Source organism: Acinetobacter sp. CAU_H_29a_1 (genome assembly GCF_058599505.1).
On the sequence record NZ_CM178655.1, the window covers coordinates 3,095,701 to 3,117,239 of the forward strand.

General features: G+C 42.4%; 16 protein-coding genes, 3 tRNA genes and 2 pseudogenes. 13 read left to right on the forward strand and 8 right to left on the reverse strand.

Annotated elements, in window-relative coordinates; translation table 11 throughout:
- Window positions 1-8: 8 nt before the first annotated feature.
- The 5 genes and pseudogenes from AC4MDD_RS15560 to AC4MDD_RS15580 all read left to right on the forward strand — a co-directional run bounded on the left by AC4MDD_RS15560 (window position 9) and on the right by AC4MDD_RS15580 (window position 2,515).
- Window positions 9-635: a TetR/AcrR family transcriptional regulator gene (locus AC4MDD_RS15560; protein WP_491881974.1), complete on the forward strand. Its 627-nt coding sequence runs from the start codon at window positions 9-11 to the stop codon at window positions 633-635.
- 374 nt (window positions 636-1,009) lie between these two features.
- Window positions 1,010-1,072, forward strand: a pseudogene (locus AC4MDD_RS15565) (PAAR domain-containing protein); the annotation flags it as partial.
- A 6-nt stretch (window positions 1,073-1,078) separates the two neighbouring features.
- Window positions 1,079-1,429, forward strand: coding sequence for a hypothetical protein (locus tag AC4MDD_RS15570; RefSeq protein ID WP_228267817.1), 351 nt, complete (start codon window positions 1,079-1,081; stop codon window positions 1,427-1,429).
- Window positions 1,419-2,117: pseudogene (locus tag AC4MDD_RS15575) on the forward strand (zinc protease). The gene AC4MDD_RS15570 and the pseudogene AC4MDD_RS15575 overlap by 11 nt, the downstream one beginning before the upstream one ends.
- A complete protein-coding gene (locus tag AC4MDD_RS15580; RefSeq protein ID WP_335343051.1) occupies window positions 2,114-2,515 on the forward strand; it encodes an NF045616 family extracytoplasmic (lipo)protein in 402 nt (133 codons plus the stop codon). The pseudogene AC4MDD_RS15575 and the gene AC4MDD_RS15580 overlap by 4 nt, the downstream one beginning before the upstream one ends.
- Window positions 2,516-2,634: 119 nt before the next feature.
- Here AC4MDD_RS15580 and katG read toward each other — a convergent pair whose 3' ends face one another.
- From katG to AC4MDD_RS15595, 3 genes are all read right to left on the reverse strand, one after another.
- Window positions 2,635-4,827: a catalase/peroxidase HPI gene (gene katG, locus AC4MDD_RS15585; protein WP_491881975.1), complete on the reverse strand. Its 2,193-nt coding sequence runs from the start codon at window positions 4,825-4,827 to the stop codon at window positions 2,635-2,637.
- 431 nt (window positions 4,828-5,258) lie between these two features.
- Window positions 5,259-6,314: an MBL fold metallo-hydrolase gene (locus tag AC4MDD_RS15590; protein WP_491881976.1), complete on the reverse strand. Its 1,056-nt coding sequence runs from the start codon at window positions 6,312-6,314 to the stop codon at window positions 5,259-5,261.
- Between the two features lie 70 nt (window positions 6,315-6,384).
- Window positions 6,385-7,323 (reverse strand): cation diffusion facilitator family transporter, encoded by a 939-nt coding sequence (locus tag AC4MDD_RS15595; RefSeq protein ID WP_004978899.1) that lies wholly within the window; start codon window positions 7,321-7,323, stop codon window positions 6,385-6,387.
- Between the two features lie 318 nt (window positions 7,324-7,641).
- Here AC4MDD_RS15595 and hcaR point away from each other — a divergent pair, with 318 nt between their 5' ends.
- A complete protein-coding gene (gene hcaR / locus AC4MDD_RS15600) occupies window positions 7,642-8,541 on the forward strand; it encodes a DNA-binding transcriptional regulator HcaR (protein ID WP_058868857.1) in 900 nt (299 codons plus the stop codon).
- A gap of 306 nt (window positions 8,542-8,847) precedes the next feature.
- Window positions 8,848-9,525, forward strand: a complete 678-nt coding sequence (locus AC4MDD_RS15605) for a DUF1345 domain-containing protein (protein ID WP_114392485.1) — start codon at window positions 8,848-8,850, stop codon at window positions 9,523-9,525.
- A 262-nt stretch (window positions 9,526-9,787) separates the two neighbouring features.
- Here AC4MDD_RS15605 and AC4MDD_RS15610 read toward each other — a convergent pair whose 3' ends face one another.
- Both AC4MDD_RS15610 and AC4MDD_RS15615 read right to left on the reverse strand, forming a co-directional pair.
- Window positions 9,788-10,456 carry an HAD-IA family hydrolase gene (locus tag AC4MDD_RS15610; RefSeq protein WP_078388581.1) on the reverse strand — a complete coding sequence of 223 codons (669 nt, stop codon included), beginning with the start codon at window positions 10,454-10,456 and terminating at the stop codon, window positions 9,788-9,790.
- Window positions 10,457-10,726: 270 nt separating this feature from the next.
- Complete coding sequence (locus tag AC4MDD_RS15615) at window positions 10,727-11,665, reverse strand: RluA family pseudouridine synthase (RefSeq protein WP_004692575.1); 939 nt, start codon at window positions 11,663-11,665, stop codon at window positions 10,727-10,729.
- 757 nt (window positions 11,666-12,422) lie between these two features.
- On the opposite strand from AC4MDD_RS15615, the gene AC4MDD_RS15620 reads away from it, so the two are divergent.
- From AC4MDD_RS15620 to AC4MDD_RS15640, 5 genes are all read left to right on the forward strand, one after another.
- Window positions 12,423-15,908 carry an Rne/Rng family ribonuclease gene (locus AC4MDD_RS15620; protein WP_491881977.1) on the forward strand — a complete coding sequence of 1,162 codons (3,486 nt, stop codon included), beginning with the start codon at window positions 12,423-12,425 and terminating at the stop codon, window positions 15,906-15,908.
- A 170-nt stretch (window positions 15,909-16,078) separates the two neighbouring features.
- Window positions 16,079-17,920 (forward strand): long-chain-acyl-CoA synthetase, encoded by a 1,842-nt coding sequence (locus AC4MDD_RS15625; protein ID WP_491881978.1) that lies wholly within the window; start codon window positions 16,079-16,081, stop codon window positions 17,918-17,920.
- A 130-nt stretch (window positions 17,921-18,050) separates the two neighbouring features.
- Window positions 18,051-18,126: transfer RNA gene (locus AC4MDD_RS15630), tRNA-Lys, on the forward strand.
- A 19-nt stretch (window positions 18,127-18,145) separates the two neighbouring features.
- A tRNA-Lys gene (locus tag AC4MDD_RS15635) sits at window positions 18,146-18,221 on the forward strand.
- Between the two features lie 102 nt (window positions 18,222-18,323).
- A tRNA-Lys gene (locus AC4MDD_RS15640) sits at window positions 18,324-18,399 on the forward strand.
- Window positions 18,400-18,542: 143 nt separating this feature from the next.
- Here the strand turns inward: AC4MDD_RS15640 and AC4MDD_RS15645 are convergent.
- Window positions 18,543-19,187, reverse strand: coding sequence for a hypothetical protein (locus AC4MDD_RS15645; protein ID WP_005400888.1), 645 nt, complete (start codon window positions 19,185-19,187; stop codon window positions 18,543-18,545).
- Between the two features lie 280 nt (window positions 19,188-19,467).
- Here AC4MDD_RS15645 and AC4MDD_RS15650 point away from each other — a divergent pair, with 280 nt between their 5' ends.
- Window positions 19,468-19,743, forward strand: coding sequence for a PspC domain-containing protein (locus tag AC4MDD_RS15650; RefSeq protein WP_004692583.1), 276 nt, complete (start codon window positions 19,468-19,470; stop codon window positions 19,741-19,743).
- A gap of 95 nt (window positions 19,744-19,838) precedes the next feature.
- Here the strand turns inward: AC4MDD_RS15650 and AC4MDD_RS15655 are convergent, their stop codons facing one another.
- Window positions 19,839-20,936, reverse strand: coding sequence for an HPP family protein (locus AC4MDD_RS15655; protein WP_491881979.1), 1,098 nt, complete (start codon window positions 20,934-20,936; stop codon window positions 19,839-19,841).
- Between the two features lie 110 nt (window positions 20,937-21,046).
- Window positions 21,047-21,460 carry a lysozyme inhibitor LprI family protein gene (locus AC4MDD_RS15660; protein WP_131229911.1) on the reverse strand — a complete coding sequence of 138 codons (414 nt, stop codon included), beginning with the start codon at window positions 21,458-21,460 and terminating at the stop codon, window positions 21,047-21,049.
- Between the last annotated feature and the right edge of the window lie 79 nt (window positions 21,461-21,539).

Consider the following 21,539-nt stretch of genomic DNA (forward strand, 5'->3'; position numbering starts at 1 on the left):
TTTGTGCTATGAAGAATCCTGAGATCCAAGTCCGCCGTAGACCGCGCCAGTCGCGAGCCAAGCTCACCCAAGAAGCTTTGCAAGAAAGTTTTGTTCGGCTTTTGCATGAGCGCCATGCGCACGAAATTACCATTCGGGAAATTACCGATGTGGCGGGTGTCGGTTTGGGTACCTTTTATGAGTACTTTTCAAAGAAGGAAGATTTGGTTGCATTGACCATTCACCAGCATGTGAAAACTAATGCGGAGCAGCTAAAAAGTTATGCACAAAGCCTGATGGAGTTATCCACAAAATTGAGTTTTGAGGACTATTTACAGCAAATTATTCACTTTCAGCTTGAGCAGATTCAGGCTCGACAGTTTCTCTGGGCACAGACTTTTCTACTGGAACGGCAGGTTTCAAACATTGAAAGCTATCGAAAGAGTTATGAAATGATGGTGCAGATGTGGCGCAGCATCCTTGAGCCTTATATTGAAGATGAAGTGCAACTCAAGCGAATCAGTTTAAATGTACAGCGGGTGTGTTATGGCTTTGTGTCGCAGACTTTGTTGGTCGAGCCTGAGTTTGAGGAGTGGGTAATGTTGGAAGGAGATATTCTTCAAAGTTTAGGAAAACTTAAGTTTGAATATAAATAGCTTTTTTTAACTTAAAGATCCTTTTTGATTGGCAAAACATAACTAAACTGCTTACAAAAAATACTATTTGTCTAAAAATTGCTTTCCCATGATTTTCTGTGCTTACCTTTAAATTATAAACTACTGATATATAAAATAATATTTAAATTAGGTTCATATAAGCCCTATTATCTAAAATGGAATCAATATTTCAGGGTATTCCTTGGAATTTTGTATCGTTTAATTCTTATGGTTGAATAACAATATCGTTAAAAAATTATAAAAAATAAATGAAAGCATTAATCACAGTAGGTTGTAAAACAGATCATGGTTGAATCATTGTTTTAGGTGACTCATCTTTTTTAGTCGAAGGTAAGGCAGTACATCTTGATGGTATGACTCATTTTTGCCCTAAATGTAAGGTTCAATCACGTGCAATAGCTTCTAATCAAGGTTTTATGGTCGTGGGTGGAAAAAGCATTGTTGCTGTTGGTGATACCTCTAGTTGTGGATCAAAATATTTAAAAATTTCTGATTTAGCTGTGATGAGTAGTGGGGCTAGTAGTCCAAAAATTGTATCTAATAATACTAATAGTTTTGTAGCTGAACCTAATTTTAAATACGGACAAAAATTTGTACTACAGGATGAGTTAACAGGAGAACCTTTAGCTAATGTATGTTATGAAATATACATGAATGGTGAAACTTTCCACGGTAAAACGGATAAAGAAGGGTTTACTCATTTTATTACTAGTGAAACAGAAGAAGAACTAGAAATAAGAATAATTTTAGAGGATCATGAACATGGCGAATAGAGTAACAGGCAGAGGAAATCCTAAAAATACTGTTTTAAAGAGTATAACTTCTAAATTACAAAAAATAGATGCAGAGATGAAAAATCAAGCTGCTACTATTATTAAAGTCGGAAGTAAAAGACAGTTAACTTCTGGTGAAATAGCTATGTCTCGCCTGATTTTTAAAGATGCAATTGATTACTCTAAGGTCTGGATACATTTAGGTGGCTTAATACATACAAAAACAGGTAATGCCATGACGCCTGCTGGGGAAATCTATTTACCGAAAGATGATTACTTAAAAACACCTGACTATAGCAAAGCTACAGGTGAAAACCGTCATTGGTTTATTCATGAAATGGTACATGTTTGGCAATATCAAATGGGGACATCAACTGGTTGGCTTGGGATAAAACAATTATGTAAAGGAGGATATACTTCGGAGGTCAATTCTGTTGACTCGGACAATGAGTTAGAAGCCTATGACACGGACTGAGGAGGTCGAGATTTAAATAAAAAATTTCAAGATTTTAACTTTGAACAACAAGGTAGAATTATTGAGTTTTGGTTTGATGCTTGTTATTTACAAAAAGTTAATCCCAAACGGGATCATCATCAAAAAAGTTTACAATTATTAGGCTATGTTGAGAAAATATTAAGAGATTTTTTACTTACCCCCTCAAATAAAAATTTATTACCGAAATCGTGATTATGAAAAAAATAATATATAGTTTTGTAGCAATGGTGCTTATAGGTTGTAATCAGCAGAGTCGAGATCTTAATACAAAAATTATTAATGATAATTTATGTCTTTTCACGAATGAATCTAAAGATTATGGAAAAGATAATTTTCTAGTTCATTTTGCAAAAATTGACTTTTCTAAAGAATATCAAAGTGAATATGAAAAATCTTACTCAAAAACAGACTTACCTATTAGTGAAAAAAATTGTATAGCTATCCCATTAGATAAGTTAGAAAAAAATTTAGCTTATACAATTACTTTAAGCACTATTAATAAGTCATTTAACTCTCAAATTTGTATTTTAGAAAATAACAGCGGTATTAGTATTAAACAGGTAGAGGCTGGAAAAAGCACATGTGAATAACTCCTATCGCATTAATCCACTTTAAAATTAACATAATTCACGCCATACAAAATTTAATAATATCAATATATTGCAATCTAAAAAACCGTCCTAAAGGACGGTTTTTTATTTCAATTAAACTACTTGACGTCAAAACGGTCAGCATTCATTACTTTCACCCAAGCTGCAACAAAGTCTTTTACAAACTTCTCTTTGTTGTCATCTTGCGCATACACTTCTGCATATGAACGTAAAATCGAGTTTGAACCAAACACTAAATCTACACGTGTCGCCGTCCATTTGGTTGCCCCTGTCGCACGGTCTACAATTTCATAACGGTTTTTACCCACGGGTTTCCAGTTATATTTCATATCCGTTAAGTTCACAAAGAAGTCATTGCTGAGTATACCCACACGAGCAGTCAACACACCTTCTGGTGTACCTGCATAGTTTGTGCCGAGTACACGCATACCACCGACGAGAACCGTCATTTCAGGTGCAGTCAAACCGAGTAATTGTGCGCGGTCTAACAACATTTCTTCAGGCTGTACGCTGTAATCTTCTTTGACCCAGTTACGGAAACCATCATGCTTAGGGAGTAAATCTTCAAAAGAATACACATCTGTTTGCTCTTGAGTCGCATCACCTCGGCCTGCAAGGAACGGAACTTTGATATTCACACCCGCAGCGTGTGCCGCTTTTTCAACCGCTGCCGTACCACCCAGTACAATCAAGTCTGCAATGCTGACTTTTTTCGCTAGACTTGCTTGAATTTCTTCAAGCTTCGCCAAAACTTTGGCTAAACGCTCAGGCTCATTGCCCACCCAGTCTTTTTGTGGTGCAAGACGAATACGCGCCCCATTGGCTCCACCACGGTAGTCGGAACCACGGAAAGTCCGCGCACTATCCCAAGCAGTATTAATCAATTCAACCGAAGTTAAACCGCTATTTAGCAACTTCGCTTTTAAGTCTTCAATTTCAGCTTCAGACAAAACATAATCGACCGATGGAATTGGGTCTTGCCAAATCAGATTCTCATTCGGCACATCTGCACCTAAGTAACGAGATTTTGGTCCCATGTCACGGTGAGTCAGCTTGTACCACGCACGCGCAAACACTTCAGACAAGTAAGCTGGATCTGCATAAAAACGCTCTGAAATTTTACGGTATTCAGGGTCCATTTTCAGCGCCATATCGGCATCGGTCATCATTGGGTTGCGGCGTACATTCGGGTTATGTGCATCAACAGGTTTATCTTCCTCTTTGATGTTAATCGGTTCCCATTGTTTCGCACCCGCAGGACTGGTGGTTTTTTCCCATTCATAAGTGAACAGCAGATAGAAAAACTCGTTATCCCATTTGGTCGGGTGTGTGGTCCAAGCCCCTTCTAAACCACTGACCATGGTGTTCGCGCCATTGCCTGTACCTTCTGAGTTATGCCAACCGAGACCTTGGAACTCCACGTCTGCGCCTTCGACATCTGCCCCTAAGTTTTCGGCTTTACCATTTCCGTGCGCTTTACCTACGGTGTGACCACCCGCAGTGAGTGCTACAGTTTCTTCATCATCCATTCCCATACGGTCAAAAGTGACACGCATGTCTTGTGCAGTACGAAGTGGATCTTGGACGCCATCAACCCCTTCTGGATTGACGTAGATTAATCCCATTTGTACCGCAGCTAATGGATTTTCAAGCGATTTACGGTCTTGGTCATTGGCATAACGGTTTGCCGTTGGTGCCAGCCATTGACGCTCTTCACCCCAGTAAATGTCTTTTTCGGGTGCCCAAATATCTAGACGACCACCACCAAAGCCAAAGGTTTTCAGGCCTGCTTCTTCATAAGCTACAGTCCCAGCAAGAACGATTAAATCGCCCCATGAAATTTTGTTGCCATATTTACGTTTGATTGGCCATAGTAGGCGACGGCCTTTATCGGTGTTGACGTTATCAGGCCAACTGTTGAGGGGTGCAAAACGTTGGTTCCCTGTGTTAGCGCCGCCACGTCCATCTTGTTTACGGTAAGAACCCGCCAAGTGCCATGCGGTACGTACAAACATCCCAATGTAACTACCATAGTCAGATGGCCACCATTCTTGGCTGCTGTTGATGAGTTCACGGAGATCTTGTTTCACCGCTTCTAAATCCAATGATTTGAATGCAGCTGCATAGTCAAAATCAGGATCCATCGGGTTGGTTTTTTTATCGTGTTGCGACAGGATGTCGAGATTGAGCGCATTGGGCCACCAATCAGAATTATTGGTGCTGGCTAAACTCGTTTGTCCACCATCTTTCTGGTGAAATGGACAACCTGATGCTTGCATATTCTGTGTCATGTCGAGCTCCAAATTTGATCATCAAATTATGATTATCATGAACCGTTTAAAGTAATTATTACTGTTCTAACATAGCCCCTTTTGATGACAATCTAAAGCGAGTTTTAAGAATAAAAACAATCGGATTCTTCTATGTAAATATTTAAGAAAGAAAGAATTTTAACTTTTCAACAAGATAAGATCCGATGAAAACACAGCAAAAAGAAAGGCTTTTTATACGAGGTTGATGGACATTTTCAATTGAGTTTATCGATTAAAACTTAGACAAGCCTTACCAGCAATGAGCGCGGCTCAAATTGAGTAAAAATTAAACAAAAAAGAGGCATACTTTCGGTTTTTAGATTTTTTGAAAGATATTTTGGTGATGTCGTTATGCTCTTGGTGATGACTGTTTTGCCAGCCATCACCTGATCTTATACTTAAAGCGTTCATTACACGCTTAAACGTCGACCTTCTCTTAAGCAAACAAACGGATTCATCAGCTTCGAGCTATTTTTCATTGCCACTTTCAAGTCAATTTCAGGTTGTTCACGGCTTTCATCGGTTAGCTGAAAGGTACGATAGTGAATGGCCATCGAGCATTTGGCATGCAGGTCTTTATGTGCCTGAAAGGCATCTTGCGGATTCATATGCATATAGCGCATCAGCTCACGCGGTTCATACGCCCCGATAGGCAGTAACGCAATTCGCGGTGCGCCAAAACGCTGATGCAGCTCTTTAAAGTGCGGTGAATAGCCCGTATCGCCCGCAAAATAAGCATAGTCAGCGCCACAGTGAATATTAAACCCACCCCATAACGCACGGTTTTGATCACGCAGCCCACGGCCAGAACCATGCTGTGCTGGGGTATAGACCAGTTTTAAATCATGCAGACGTGCCGACTGCCACCAGTCCATTTCCAGCACTTGTAAGTGCTTGGGTAAATACCATCCATTGCCCAAACCTGTATAAATGGGCATGGCGAAACGCTCATACAACCAATTCAGACTGGCAATATCCATATGATCATAGTGGTTATGGCTCAAAAGCACTGCATGGATGGTCGGTAAATCTTCCAAGGCAATGCCAGCAGGCATAACACGGCGTGGACCTCGCCCTTGCTTCGGACTAACATGTTCAGCCCACACAGGGTCGGTCAATAAGTTATAGGGCCCAATTTGAAGTAATACCGTGGCATGCCCCACAAACCAAACCTGCCAATCATTTAAATCGGCATGAGGCCGATCTTGTGGCAGGCTTTTTTTATCGGCATGAAAGTGCGCATACTCTTGCGCCACATCCACATTCCATGTCGAAGATTTACGCTTAATCAACCATTTCAGCAAGTCGCCTCGACTACGGCCCTCAGGTCGATGAACCGAATTGACAAAGCGAGTCCCGTTATAATGGTCGGAGTGTAGGAACTGAAATTCGGGCTGCCGCCATGTATGGGACATGGTATTTTCAGTCGGAATTTGATAATGGAGTTCAGTTGATTTTGGCTTCATTTAACGTCGTTATCTTTATTGCAATACACCAGTAACAGGACCAGTTTTGAAAACTGACCTCTACCTTAACCTATTCCAAGCGTCCTTGCATTCGCTCTAACCACACTTTTTTTGATTGCGGCTTAACAAAGAGTGCCACAATCTCAGGATGATTTTGTTTAATTTTTGCTTCAATGCGATTGACGCACGCTTCTATCTCATCGGTAGTGAGGTGATCTTCAAACTCCACGCTCAATGAGGCCAAAACCTGTTTGGCACCCATTTGTTCGGTCAGTAAGCCGTTGGCCGACAGTACGCCTTCATCGTCTTGGGCAATTTTTAAGATATTTTGCCGTACATGCAGGTCTGCGGTCTCACCAAGCAGCAAACCTTTGGTTTCTCGAGCCAGTAGAAAAGCAGACACCGCCAGAACCAGCCCAATCAGAATGGACGCCACCCCATCCAGTGCAGGCATATTTAAACGATGTGCCAAATAAATACCGAGAAAGGCAATCAATAGACCAATTAATGCGGCAGAGTCTTCAAACAAAACGGTAAACGTGGTGGGGTCTTTACTGCGACGAAAGGCCTCAAAATAACCTTGCTGACCTTTGGCCTTACGAAATACTTTCAGGGCAACACACCATGAAGTCCCCTCACTTACAAATGCAAAGCCAAGTACAACATAATTGATGGTCGGGTTTAAAATGGGTTCAGGATGCAAAATGTGCATGATCCCATTGTACATAGACACCAATGCCCCTAAGGCAAAGACCATAAGAGATACAATGAAGGCCCAAAAATACAGCTCTCGCCCATAGCCAAAAGGATGATTAAAATTGGCAGGTTTATTTGACTTCTTCAGTCCATATAACAGTAAAATTTCGTTTAAGGTATCTACAACAGAGTGAATCGCTTCACTCAACATGGCAGAGCTATTGGTCAGATAAGCCGCAATAAATTTTACCAGCGCAATGGCTAAATTCCCCAACAGCGCGGCATAGACCACCAGTTTATTTGAATCTGCCATATCGATTTTTAGCCCGTATGTTCAATTAAATTATATTTATGTTTTTATCATATCCAATTTCGGCAAAACGCAACTGTATTTTTATGTAGTTCACCTCACCTGATTTTCAGGTGATTGGAATGAACTATTTCTAGTATTTAATTAATACCTTTTAGCAATTATTAAACCTGTTATTTCATATACGAAAGTCTCAAAAATCAACCCGAGATCATTTATTTTCTAAATAATTGAATCATCTTCACGGCATTGTTGTTTATCGATTATACTTTACGGCAGTCATGGTAAGACATTTTTTGGATTAGTCAGTGGGTTATTTATATGGAACTTAGACACCTTCGCTATTTCATTACTGTTGCTGAAGAACTGAACTTTAGTAAAGCAGCACTGAAACTTTATACCGCTCAACCCTCCTTAAGTCAGCAAATCAAAGACCTTGAAGAAGATGTCGGTGTACAGTTACTGTATCGAACCAAGCGAAAAGTTGAACTCACGGAAGAAGGCGCTGTTTTCCTTGAACAAGCACGTCTCACCCTAGCTCAGGCAGACAAAGCGGTTGCTATGGCACGCCAAGTGTCACAGGCCAAACAGCAGATGCTCCGCATTGGTTTTGTCCCTGTGGCGGAAATGAAAATCTTTCCTTATGTACTGCCCAATTTACGAGTACAAAACCCAGAGTTAAAAATTGAGTTATTCAGTATGAACAATACTGAGCAACTACGTTTGCTAAAAAAAGGGGAGTTGGACATTAGCTTTACGCGAAATAATGTCCATAGTGATGAAATTGAAAGCCAGTTTGTACTGCGTGAACCACTCATTTTCCTGTTGCCAAAAGACCATCCTTTGGCCCAATACGAGCGAATTCCGGTTAAAGCATTAGATGGCATTGATTTTATTATTCCCGCAGCCGAGCAGTCAGAGACTTTACACCAGACCATTTTAGAATTTGCCAAAGCTCATAATGTCGAATTCAACATTGTGCAAAAAGCGGACAATATTCTATTCAATATCAATGCGATTGGCTTGGGGCTCGGCTGTACAATTTTACCTGGTTATGTTGCGCCACTTAGCATGAACAACACGGTAATTCGTCCACTTGAGGTTGAGCTGCCGTATTTGGATCTGTATGTGAACTATCGTAAAAATAACAGCTCACTGGCAGTGACTAAATTTATAGAATTACTGACTCGGGTATTTTATTTGGATATTAACCGCGAATAAATCCGCAGTGAGTCCTAATTATTCATCTCATTCGGCGCGCCACTATTTTCTAAATAAAATAAATAGTTACACGCCTTTCTCATAGAACTATACGCTGTAAGACAAGCGTATTTTCACCCTTTTGTTTTTCAGTGATGTCGATGACATCTCGCTTTTTCATTTTGCATTCTTTTTAAGCTAGGATAGGCTAAGAAAAACAGGCCTTTGTCAAGTTACCTACAGCTGAAGTCCGAACACAGACTGATACTGAAGTAGATCTTGCGACTTTAGCTGCACGAAAAAAATAAAACGAAGAAGGAGAAAATTATGCCGATGCCCACTTTGCAGCGTTTAAAAACAGCAATGAAATTTCGCCCCTTCTTTTTCATTAGCTTTTTGCTGACTGCTGTTTTTTATACGCTGCTGAATACATTTACCGACTGGTCTTGGTCGACCAATTTATTGATCAGTTGGAATATCGCCGTCTCAAGTTATTTAGTCAAAACCATGACTACCCTGTGGTCTGTTGACCATCGGCACATTCTGCAACATGCACAACAGCAAGATGCCAGTAAATGGATCATTCTACTGTTGGTGATCATGACTTTGCTCATGTGCTTAATTGCGATTGTATTGGAATTGACTCACCTCCCAAATGACCCAACCATCAAATATGGGCACTTAGCGCTGTCCTTACTCACTATTATTAGTGCATGGTTCTTTATGCATACCGTGTTTGCCATTCATTATGCACATGACTATTATCTGGCTCTCGCAGACCAACAAGATGCAGGCTTAGACTTTCCCAAAACGGCTCAACCGACCTATCCCGACTTTTTATATTTTAGTTATGTGATTGGCACTTCTGCGCAAACCGCGGATGTTTCCATTACCTCACGTTCGATGCGTATTCTGAATATTCTGCACATTATTTTGGCTTATGGTTTTAACACCTCTATTCTCGCCATTAGCATCAATGTCGCGGCGGGTTTTATCACGCTCTAAGCACCCTGTTTTTTATTTTTTTGTCATCCTCTCAAATGACAACCACCCAATATAAAGACGATCATTGAAGTCCTTTCGACGATAACATCACAAAAAAAAGCTCCCAATGAAAGAGCTTTTTCAAATCACAAACCCAACAATTAAATCAACCGCTCATCAGCCTTAAAACATACTGAAGACAAAAGCTTTGAAGATGATCGACCCAAAACAGGCAGGCTCACTCTGACCATCATCTACAGGCCATATGTTTAGATCACTCAAGTTAAATCACTTGTTTAAGGTCAACATATTGTAATAAATGCTGCTGCAAGCTCGGCACATCATCCGCGATGGCCAAAGGTTGATATTGTCTGAGCGTTTCAGCTGTATGCACCCCATAACTCACCCCGATTCTCGGCATGGCAATATTACGCGCCATTTCTAGATCATAACTGGTATCACCGACCATAATCGCGCGTTCAGCAGACACACCCGTTTCAGTTAAAATCTCTTCCAACATTAAAGGATGCGGTTTAGATTTAGTCTCACTGGCAGCACGCGTTGTCACAAATAGTGTTTGGCTCTGTGTTTGAGCCAATACTCGATCTAAGCCTTTACGACTTTTACCTGTCGCCACCGCCAACTGTAAACCCGCTTCACGTAAGCCATTCAACATATCGGCTACGCCGTCGAACCAGACATCACCTTTCGAGTTCGCCACATAATGCTCGGCATAGCATTGCAAAATCTCAGTATGTAGCTCAGGCACTTGAGGAAATAATCGCTGCGCAACCTCTGGCAAACCTAAACCAATAATACTTTTTGCTGCATCAGCAGTTAAAGGTTGTGCAAATTGCTGCGCGGCAAACAATAAACTCGCCACAATCTGCCCCACAGAGTCAAATAAAGTCCCATCCCAATCAAAGATAATCAGTTCTACAGGTTTGTTCATGCTGGGGTTCCAATATTTACTTTTACAAAGACAATTTACACGATGCATTTGCTACACGAAGGCGAAAAGGATGTCGCCGTTGAGCTGACTTGCACTTCGCTTTAAAGCAGTGCTTAAAGCGCGTTCAGGATGTTCCATCAGCTCAACAAAAGATTTTTGTTACTTTGCATCTTTAAAATTAAAGATGACCAATACAACATCATTTTAAATTAATCACAACCAACAAAAGTCATGACTTTATCACCTCTCTCAGAAAGAGAGGGAAAAGGTTTAATCCTTCTTCTGCGCTCTTAACTGCGCCACAATACTCTGCATATCTTCAGGCAAAGGTGCTTCAATCGGCGCATAACCAGGGATGTCTAAACGCATTGCATGCAGACATAAACGACGTGGCTTCGGCCCTTTATATTCCGTTTCATGACCATATTTATCGTCACCTACCAGTGGATGACCGATGCTTAAACCATGTACACGAATTTGATGGGTACGCCCTGAAAGCGGCGATGCATAAACTAAGGTTGCATGCATAAAGCGCTCAGCCACATTCCACTGTGTTTTAGACTCTTTACCTTCACTCGACACACGCACACGACGTTCACCATTGGCCAGTTCATAACGGTGCAAAGGCGCATCAATTAACTGCTTGTCTAAACTCACCACACCTTTGACTACAGCAGCGTAAGTTTTCTTAATTTTGTGTTCACGCAACATGTCTTGTAAGCTTTTTAACACACTACGCTTTTTAGAAATCATCACCAAACCTGAGGTATCACGGTCAATACGATGAATCAGTTCTAAATATTTTTTACCTGTTGCCGCACGTAAGCCTTCAATCAGACCATAAGCCACGCCACTGCCGCCATGTACAGCAATTCCAGATGGTTTATTGACAACCATCAAGCCTTCATCTTCATACACCACACGGCTGAGTAAACTCTGTGCTACTTTGTCAGAAACAGGGGCCGCATTTTCATCTTTTTGTTCATAGCGAATCGGGGCCACACGAATCTGGTCACCAATAGACAGCTTAGTTTCTGCTTTTATACGCTTTTTATTCACGCGAACCTGACCTTCACGAATCAGGCGATAAATACGACTTTTAGGCACACCTTTTAAACGGCTAAATAAAAAGTTATCAATCCGTTGCCCTGCTTGATGCTCGTCCACTTCAAACCACGTCACGTTTTGCCATTGTTGGGTAGAATTCATACAGTTACTGCGACCTAAAAAATACGGAATTTGAATAAAAAATGACCATTTAGGCTATGCTTTACACAAGAAAGACTAGCTTAGCCCATAGGCAGATGGTACAAGGTTTGATATAGTCAGCGCACGGATACCACCATAAGTGAGTCAAAAGCTTAATCATTTCAATTTTAAATTGAATAGTTAAGAAAATAACTCAACTCAGCTTGGAACGGTCCCAAAAGAATTATGCCGACGCCGAAGGCTTATTATATCGGCAAAACAGCAAACTGTTAGGTTTAATTGTGCATCTGCACATAAATCAGTTTGCCCCAAAAAAATATGTGACCAACGAAGGTTGGTTTTTAAACGTAAACTGATATACATCAGATTAGTCGCTCCCTGATGTCGTATTCAGGCCACAGCGTTGATGCATATGGATCTGTTCAGTTGTAAAGGTACGATGATAATTCCGTATCAAGACACCCTATCCAAAAAGAAGGGTTGCTCTTCGAGCAAATGTGACAGTGAAAGTTACTTACATCCAATGCACCGCTTGTCCGCCAGTGAAACGCGCAGGAGACTTTAATCGTTTAAAGATTGAAGCCGTATTGCCATCATCAATATGTGAATCAAAACCGAAGCCGATCAAAAAGGCAGGTAATAAAACTCAGACCACAATCGGTTTATTTGAGATCTGAGCAAAATTGGTCCGTGATGTTTGATGTTCGCTACGTGTTTAGCGATAGTTTGCTGTGTATCACTATTAGGTGTTACACCCATGAAACGTATGTTGATTAATGCAACACATGCAGAAGAGATTCGCGTTGCACTTGTCACTGGGCAGCGTCTTTACGATTTTGACTTAGAGAATCGTACCCGTGAACAAAAAAAATCCAATATCTATAAAGGTCACGTGACTCGCGTTGAGCCTTCTTTAGAAGCCGTCTTTGTTGAATATGGTGCGGGACGTCAAGGCTTCTTGTCTATGCGCGAAATCGCAAATTCATATTACCAAGCAGACCCACGCCAAACTTCAAACATTCGCGAATTGATCACTGAAGGCACAGAGCTTCTGGTTCAAGTTGAAAAAGAAGAACGTGGTAACAAAGGCGCTGCCCTCTCTACCTTCATTTCTTTAGCTGGTCGCTATTTGGTACTTATGCCAAATAACCCGAAAGGTGGTGGTATTAGCCGTCAAATTTCAGGTTCAGTACGTGAAGAATTGAAAGAAATGTTGGCGTCGTTAAATGTACCTCGTGGCATGAGCGTGATTGTACGTACTGCGGGTATTGGCCGTTCTCAAGAAGAATTACAACTCGACCTACAGCACTTACTTGATCTTTGGGCGCAAATCCAAAATACAGCAAGTTCTGGTCCATCACCAATGTTGGTTCACCAAGAAGCGGGGGTGGTGACGCGTGCGATTCGTGATTATTTACGTGATGATGTTGCTGAAATCTTAATTGATTCAGAGCAAGCCTATAACGAAGCATATAACTTCGTAAAAGCAGTCATGCCTCGTCAAATCGACAAGCTAAAAACTTATACGCTAAATGAGCCATTATTTGCTCATTTTGGTATTGAAAGCCAAATTCAAACCGCTTATGAACGTGAAGTTAAACTTCCTTCAGGCGGTTCAATCGTTATTGACCAAACCGAAGCATTAGTGTCAATCGACATTAACTCTGCAAAATCAACCCGTGGTAGTGATGTTGAAGATACAGCGCTCAATACCAACCTTGAAGCAGCGGAAGAAATTGCACGTCAACTGCGTTTACGTGACATTGGTGGTTTGGTCGTGATCGACTTTATCGACATGACCAAAGACCGCAACCAACGTATGGTTGAGGCGAAACTTCGCGAAGCAACACAAAGCGACCGTGCCCGTATCCAATTCGGTCAATTGTCTCGTTTTGGCTTGATGGAAATGAGCCGTCAACGTCTACGCCCTTCGCTTGAAGAAGCAACAGGTTATGTCTGCCCGCGCTGTCATGGCACAGGTATGGTTCGTGACTTACGCTCATTATCGCTTTCAATCATGCGTAAAGTAGAAGAAATTGCGCTGCGTGAACGTCATGGTGAAGTTCAAGTACAGGTTCCTGTTGAAATTGCAGCCTTCTTATTGAATGAAAAGCGTCACACGTTGGTTTACCTCGAACAAACCTCAGGTGTTCGTGTGACTGTGCTTCCGCACCCACACTTAGAAACTCCGCATTACGAAATTTCGTATAACCCTGAAGGCTTTGCACCAACCAGCTATGAACGTACAGAAGCAACACGTTCAAGCGAAAAAGAGTTGGGTTACGAGTCATCAGAATGGCATTTAGATGGTGCAGATCATGTGCATCAACATGCCGCTCCTGCGCCTGCACAACAAGAAAAAGGCAACAAAAAACCTCGTAACAACGCGCCACAACAACAAGTCGCTCAACAAACCCCTGCTCAGACTGCACCTTCAAGCAGCCCATGTGCATGGTTAGAAAACTTGTTTGTGCAAAAACAAGCTGCGACTGTCGATCAATCACGTTCTGCAAATAATGCTGCTGCAGCCATTGAGCAAATGGTGAATGGTGGTGCAGTGAGTCGTGGTCAGTTTGGTCAAGTTGGCACGCCTGCTGCGGCACCAGTTGCACCAAGCAACAATGTCTACATAAGCGCTGCACCTGTTCATGCAAAATCTGAACACCGTGAAGATAAGCATGTAGAGAAAGAAGAACGTGGCACACGCCACAACAAAAAGCGCCCTAATAAGCACAAAGAGTCACGTGAGCAAAATGCGCAACATGACAACCAAGTTCATGAAGAAATTGTGCAGGTCTCTCGTCAAGATCAACAACGCCAAGATCGTTATGAACAACGTCCTGAACGCAATGAACCACAACGCCAAGACCGTCATGAACAACGTTCTGAGCGCGGTGAACAACAACGTCAAGACCGTCCAGAGCGCAGTGAACAGCAACGTCAGGAACCGCGTGAAAACAAGCGTTCATCATCACGTCGCCAACACGGTGAGCAACAGCAAAACACTGATGTTCAAAACGAACAGCAAAATGCAATGCCACGTCGTGACCGCCGTAACCAACCTCGTCCAGAGCGCCCAAATCGCCACCGCGACCCAAGTGTACTGAATGAGCAAGCGACTGAAGCAGCGCCAGCTGTGGTTCAAGAACCTCAAGTTAAAGTTGAGTTGATTGAAGCGCCGCGTCAAGAAATGATCACAACAGCCCATGTGGTCAATGTCGATCAAGCGCAAAGTGAAATCGTGGCATTAACTCCGCCTGCACACACTGCAACCGAAACCAAGCCTCAGCAAGCGGCTGTTGCGAAAGCAGAAGTTGAAGTAAAAGCTGAGAAAGTGGTACAGGAGAAAGCAACTGAAGTTGTAGCAGCACCTGCTGAACAACAAGCAGAGCAAAAACCACGTGAAAGCGTAAAACGTGCCAGCAATGATCCACGCCAACGCCGTCGCCAACAACGCGCTTCACACACACAGCAAACTGAAACACCTAAACTCACACCTTCACAGGTGCCAACTTTAGGTCAGTACACCATCAGCAGCTTGATTCGCCATGTCTATGGTGAAGACTGTTCAGTGCTGATTGAGCAGTTTGGTTTAATTCCAACCTTCAACCGTGCCCTTCAGAAATTTACTGAAGAGTATGCAGCAACGTTAAGCAAAACTGTGACAACGCCTGCTGTTGAAGCAGAGAAAAAACCGGTCACCCGTGATGTTGAAATCACAAAAGCGCAGCCTGAAGCAGAGCCAGTTCCAGTATTGGACCTGACACCGCCTGCACCTGTGTCTGAACAACGTGTTGCAAATGACCCGCGTGAGCGTCGTCGTCTAGCTAAACTTGCTGCTGAACAAGCCAAACAAGCACGTGAAACAGCACCTGTTGCTGAATCGTCAGCGCCTGAAACAGCGATTGTTGCAGAAACGCCTGCTGCTGAAGCTGCACCTGCTGTAACTCCAGAGGAAAACGAGCCTGCTCTTGTAACAGAAAGCGAAGCGCCTATTGCCGTTGAAAGCAGTGAAGTGAAAAGCATGGCTGATGTAGCTGCGGTTGAAGAAGTGGAAGTTGTTGTTGCTCCAGTTCAAGCCAAAGCGCCTAGAGCATCAAAGCAAGCTGAAAAAGTAGAAGTGACTGAAACTGTAGCGGAAACAGCTGCGGACGAGTCGGATAAATCAGACTCGGACAAGCCAGTTCGCCCACGTCGTCCACGTGGTCGTCCACCGAAAAAAGCGAGCCCGACTGAGTCGTAATTCGCCCTAGAGTTGTAAATTTTAAAAACCTAGTCATGTCAGTGGCTAGGTTTTTTTGTTATTTTCGTCAGATTAGGTTGATTGCACTAGACCGAAACGATTAAAAGAACAAGTGTAGAAACTGAGCACTATTCAAACGCATTGGATTGCATAAAATAATTAGGATTCATATGAGCCAACACCCATCACATGACCTCATTGGTATTACTGACGTTGCAGCAAAACTTCCTCAATTCATCAGTAAAGTTCCCAACTTACTCAGTGGATTAAAGCAAGCATATTTACGTACCCCAAACACCCCAGCAGGCCTCGGGATTGCTTTTGAAAAAGCAGTGAAGCGCAACCCTCACGGTATGGCCTTGCTTTTTGAAGATCAAAAATTTAGCTACCAAGCCCTCAACGAATGGGCAAACCAAATCGGGCATTATTTTTTATCCATCGGGGCAAAAAAGGGTGATGTCATCACAGTGATGATTGAAAACCGTCCTGAATTGGTTGCAACCGTGATTGCACTTGCCAAAATTGGCGTTACTGCGGCTTTAGTCAACACCTCTCAAGTCGGTAAAGTGCTGGCGCATAGTATTAATCTGGTCAAACCCATTGCAGTCATCGTGGGTGAAGAATGCCGTGCCGCAGTTGATGAAATCCGTCATGATCTAAATCTCACTGCGGATCGTTTCTATTGGTTTGCCGACCAAGAAACCCAAAAAGATGCAGGCCTTGCACCACAAGGTTTTAGTAATCTTGCTGAAAAAATTGATGCCTTTGCCAAGTTCAACACCCCAACCACACACAGTGTGCTAGGTAAAGATGGCTTGTTTTATATTTATACCTCAGGCACAACAGGTCTACCTAAAGCCGTTATTTTCACGCATAGCCGCTGGACATTGGCTTATGGAACCTACGGGCACGTACTCAACCTCGGCAAAGACGATGTGATGTATGTCACCTTGCCGCTGTACCATGCAACAGGCATTGTGGTGTGTTGGTGTGGCGTGATTGCAGGTGCTGGCACCTTGGCTTTACGCCGTAAATACTCCACTTCTGCTTTTTGGAAAGATGTGCAAAAGTTCGATGCCTCTGCGATTGGTTATGTTGGTGAGTTATGTCGCTACCTCATGGATGCATCACCTTCAGCGTTAGAAAAAGGCCACCGTGTCACCAAAATGATCGGCAATGGCATGCGTCCGAATATTTGGGACAAATTCAAACAGCGGTTTGGTATTGAAGAAATTTTAGAGCTTTATGCATCAAGTGAAGGCAATGTCGGCTTTAGCAATGTATTTAACTTTGACAACACTGTCGGTTTTTCACCCACGCCTTATGCCATTATCCAGTTTGATAAAGAAAAAAATGCGCCTGTTTATGATGCCAAAGGTGGCTGTATCAAGGTCAAAAAAGGCGAAGTTGGTTTATTGATCGGTAAAATTACTCGCCGCTCCCCTTTTGATGGCTATACCGACCCTGAAAAAAATAAATCAGTGATTCTTAAAGATGTCTTCAAGTCTGGAGATGCTTACTTCAACACAGGGGACTTAGTCCGCGACATTGGTTTCCGTCATGCCCAATTCGTCGACCGCTTAGGCGATACCTTCCGCTGGAAAGGCGAAAATGTGTCCACGACTGAAGTTGAAAACATGGTTAGTGAATATGACAAAATCACCGAAGCTGTGGTTTATGGGGTTGAAATTCCAAACACCAATGGTCGTGTGGGGATGGCTGCGATTACACTGGCAGATGGCGCTGAACTGAATGAGCAGGATTTAGCTCAAATGCTCGTGAGCTTTAAAAAATGTCTGCCTGCCTATGCTGTACCCGTTTTCTTACGCGTACAAAAGCAAGTTGAAACTACGGGAACGTTTAAATACCAAAAGAACAAGCTCAAAGAACAAGCCTTTGACCCGAAAAAAACGGATGAACGCTTGCTGGTCCTGTTACCCAACAGCAGTGCCTATGCAGATTTAACGCAACAAGTCTTTGATAACATTCAAGCCTATCAATATCGCTTCTAAACTCGAATTGCTTGTTTTTTAGCTACCTAATCGCAAATTTGTTGTATTTATAATCAAACATCAACAAGTTTGCGATTTTTTACTTGCGCTCGATGCATATCTTGCTACAATACGCTCCATCAAATGATATGGGTCGTTAGCTCAGCTGGTAGAGCAGCGGACTTTTAATCCGTTGGTCCCGCGTTCGAATCGCGGACGACCCACCATTCCTTTGATACCCTTGATGGGTCGTTAGCTCAGCTGGTAGAGCAGCGGACTTTTAATCCGTTGGTCCCGCGTTCGAATCGCGGACGACCCACCATCTTTATTGTAAAATCTAATTTTACAAACCTGCTCAGGTTCGAATGCTTTAAAAATTTCTTTTTTAAACTTTCAGCGAATACTCTTTCGCACACCTTGCTCAGGGTCGTTAGCTCAGCTGGTAGAGCAGCGGACTTTTAATCCGTTGGTCCCGCGTTCGAATCGCGGACGACCCACCATTTATTTAAATCCTCTTTAATTGCATTGATATGACATTTATTTAGCGACATGCTATTTAAGTCATAAAATTCGAACGCTGTTCATTTCTTCACTATTTTTATTCTTCAGTCTTATTCTGTTGCTTTGCCCAATTCCATTTTAACTATGAATTAGGCTCACGCTTTAACGTATACGCACGCTCTAATTTCGGAAAACCTCGCGCATACAATTTTTGGTTAGTGGCATCTAGATTATTACTTTTATCCAAATCCATTTGCAGCGTTTGCGAATCCACCACGCGATAATAAAAATTAATCCCCTCTTTACGATGGACAATCAACTCTGTTCGCTCTTTATTCATGGTCCATGTATCACGGCGATAACTTAAGTTTGAAAAGCCAGGGCGTTGTTTTTCCGAAAAGACCTTGCCTAAGCGTACAATGCTGCGATGCACCGTACCATCAGGTAAAAAATTGAGAATAAAATCAGCCTTCCCCGTTTCACAAGGGAAAAAATAACCATCACATTGAATTTGTGTGCGATAACGCCCAATGAACTGCTGTTCACCAATATCCAGCGTACGAGGTGCATACTCCGAATCATCTTGCATGGTTGCCCGTCCTGCCACCTCAGTCAGCTTCTTCCCCGACTCAGGCGGAACAGCAACATCCTCTACTGTGCTATTTTCATGTTGTTGTGACGCCTCCGACAGCCCACCATCACAGCCAGCTAACGATACACCGATTAGCCCCACTGCCCCTTGCAGTAATGCGCCAATCAAACCCTGATGCTTTCGTTTCAACTTCATTCCACACTCACTTCCTGCACGTGATTAATCTCCATAACCATCACGAATATTCCATCCCGACCTCTGGTGTTTTCTCGGATTCAAATGACTTACTGACTTTAAGCAGCTAGCTCAACGCCAAATAGAGCACATTTTAGTCCTGATCAAAACCACAGCTTTTATCTCTTTACATAACTTTACTTTTTAATCGACTCCGTCACCTTTAAAAACTTAATTCCATCTCCATTTTTAAACTATGAGTGCATAAAGCCACTCAGATTTTAATTTTAAGGAGACCTAGATGGCCAATGTTGGTTTATATCGCTCAAACCGCTCAAACATGATTGCTGGTGTAATGGGTGGTATTGCTGAACGTTTTGGTTGGAACGCAAATTTACTTCGTATTGTTTTCATCACCATTTCACTGTTAAGTGCAGCATTCCCTGGAATTTTGGTTTACCTGATTCTTTGGTTGGTGATGCCGAAACAAAAAGACCAAATTGAGCATTCTCCACAGGCTCGATCAGGTTATAGCAATACGATGCGTACCGTTAATCCAGATCATCGCAACCCATAAGCGCACATCTTTCGTCTCAAAAAAGTTTCTTTTTATGCTACGACAACTTCCCCCAAAGTGTCGTAGCTTTTTTTTGCCTACGACACTCACATGACTTAGCGATGTTGTAACAGACGATACAACGCTGCAATCATATCGGCACGGCTAATGATGCCGACCAAAGCCTTATTTTCAACCACAGGAATATAGTTAAAAGAACGTTCAACAAAGTACGGAATCAAATCTTGTAGTTCTTGATCCGGCTGTACCGTGACCACCTGACGTTTCATAATGTGCTTGACTTGATCTTGCCAAGAGGTACGCAAATCCGTTGCCTTTTGGAACCACTCCACCACCTCATATAAAGCTAAGGTTCCGCAAACTTGTTCAGCTCGATTTAACACAGGTAAACTCATCAAATTGACCTGTTTAAATTTTTCCACAGCGACTTGAATGTCTTCATCTTCATATAAACACAGGACATCTTTACTCATAATGTCCCGACAACGCAGGTCTATGTGAAAGCGAGTATCGGCCTGCGCTTGAGCTTTTAAAATCAATTTTTGTAAATCATATTCACTGATGTCAAGCAACTGTGTTTCTTGGGCTAAAACTTGATGAATATCTTCAGGTTGAATTGTGACCTTCTGGGTGGGGGTCGGGTCGGTGCTACGCGTATTGACTTGCGCCACGGTTGGGTATTGTTTCCCGAGCAATCGGTTGAACGCAATCGCAATCACGAGAAGCAGGATCGAGTTAAGTAGAACAGGATAAAACACAAATTGATACCCTAACTCGTGTACCGTATCTCCTCCCAGTACCGCTGTAATTGCCACTGCACCACTTGGTGGATGCAAAGAATCTGTCGTCATCATCAAAATAATCGACAAAGCCACAGCAACACTAAATGCTTCTGTTAAGTTGGAAATATAGAGTGCACAGGTCACCCCAATCACAGCTGCAATCGTATTCCCAATCACAATATTCCATGGCTGAGCCAAAGGACTAGCTGGTACGGCAAAAAGCAACACCGAGGACGCACCCATCGGGGCGATATACCATGCATTGATCCCACCCAAAAGCCACCAACTTATGAATGAAGACAGTGCCAATCCCAACAATGCACCCAAACCACAGAGCATTCTTTCCTTTAGCGGTAACACTTTAAAATTCGGTTTTAAGGTATTTAACCATTCAAGTTGCATATGAAACACAGCCGCCCTTCTACTTTTGCGCACTTAACCAGTGCAAAATTATACGCAGTCTCACCAATAAGATGCATCTATTTTACATCTTATTTTTATGAGTAATTCTACTGAATTCTTTAGTGAACGTATTGCTGTAACTGTACAACCCGTTCGGCATACTGCTGCATAGGACAAAAAGCATACATAGGCGATCCAACATACTGCCCTGCATTATCACACTCTTGCTCAACATAGGCTTTCCACAAGCGTTGTGATTTCAAAATGGCTTGATAACGTTCTGGCTGGCTATCCTGCTGACTTTGCACACGTATTTGATCAAGTAATGATACGATTTTCTTTTCATTAAGGTGTTTGGCTCTTTCTGAACAGATCTCCACCACACTATTATTAATACTGGCAAGCTGTAAAGCCTGAATGGTCTGCTCAACACATTGGTTATAAATATCTGGCTCGGCCTCTTGCTGCTGTGCGTGAACCGCTCCACTGAACGTAGCCAGCAGAACAAGGATCTGAAGATAAAATTTTGGCATAGGGATGCTCTTGGTTTTATTGTGCAGAAATTTAATATAGCAAACTCGGGCAATTTGGCTCAAACCAGAGAATAGATGG

Coding starts and splice junctions, on each gene's coding strand:
- AC4MDD_RS15560 (WP_491881974.1), top strand. CDS start 9: ATGAAGAATCCTGAGATCCAAGTCCGCCGTAGACCGCGCCAGTCGCGA.
- hcaR (WP_058868857.1), top strand. CDS start 7,642: ATGGAACTTAGACACCTTCGCTATTTCATTACTGTTGCTGAAGAACTG.
- katG (WP_491881975.1), bottom strand. CDS start 4,827: ATGACACAGAATATGCAAGCATCAGGTTGTCCATTTCACCAGAAAGAT.
- AC4MDD_RS15650 (WP_004692583.1), top strand. CDS start 19,468: ATGGCCAATGTTGGTTTATATCGCTCAAACCGCTCAAACATGATTGCT.
- AC4MDD_RS15605 (WP_114392485.1), top strand. CDS start 8,848: ATGCCGATGCCCACTTTGCAGCGTTTAAAAACAGCAATGAAATTTCGC.
- AC4MDD_RS15610 (WP_078388581.1), bottom strand. CDS start 10,456: ATGAACAAACCTGTAGAACTGATTATCTTTGATTGGGATGGGACTTTA.
- AC4MDD_RS15660 (WP_131229911.1), bottom strand. CDS start 21,460: ATGCCAAAATTTTATCTTCAGATCCTTGTTCTGCTGGCTACGTTCAGT.
- AC4MDD_RS15595 (WP_004978899.1), bottom strand. CDS start 7,323: ATGGCAGATTCAAATAAACTGGTGGTCTATGCCGCGCTGTTGGGGAAT.
- AC4MDD_RS15620 (WP_491881977.1), top strand. CDS start 12,423: ATGAAACGTATGTTGATTAATGCAACACATGCAGAAGAGATTCGCGTT.
- AC4MDD_RS15615 (WP_004692575.1), bottom strand. CDS start 11,665: ATGAATTCTACCCAACAATGGCAAAACGTGACGTGGTTTGAAGTGGAC.
- AC4MDD_RS15625 (WP_491881978.1), top strand. CDS start 16,079: ATGAGCCAACACCCATCACATGACCTCATTGGTATTACTGACGTTGCA.
- AC4MDD_RS15590 (WP_491881976.1), bottom strand. CDS start 6,314: ATGAAGCCAAAATCAACTGAACTCCATTATCAAATTCCGACTGAAAAT.
- AC4MDD_RS15645 (WP_005400888.1), bottom strand. CDS start 19,187: ATGAAGTTGAAACGAAAGCATCAGGGTTTGATTGGCGCATTACTGCAA.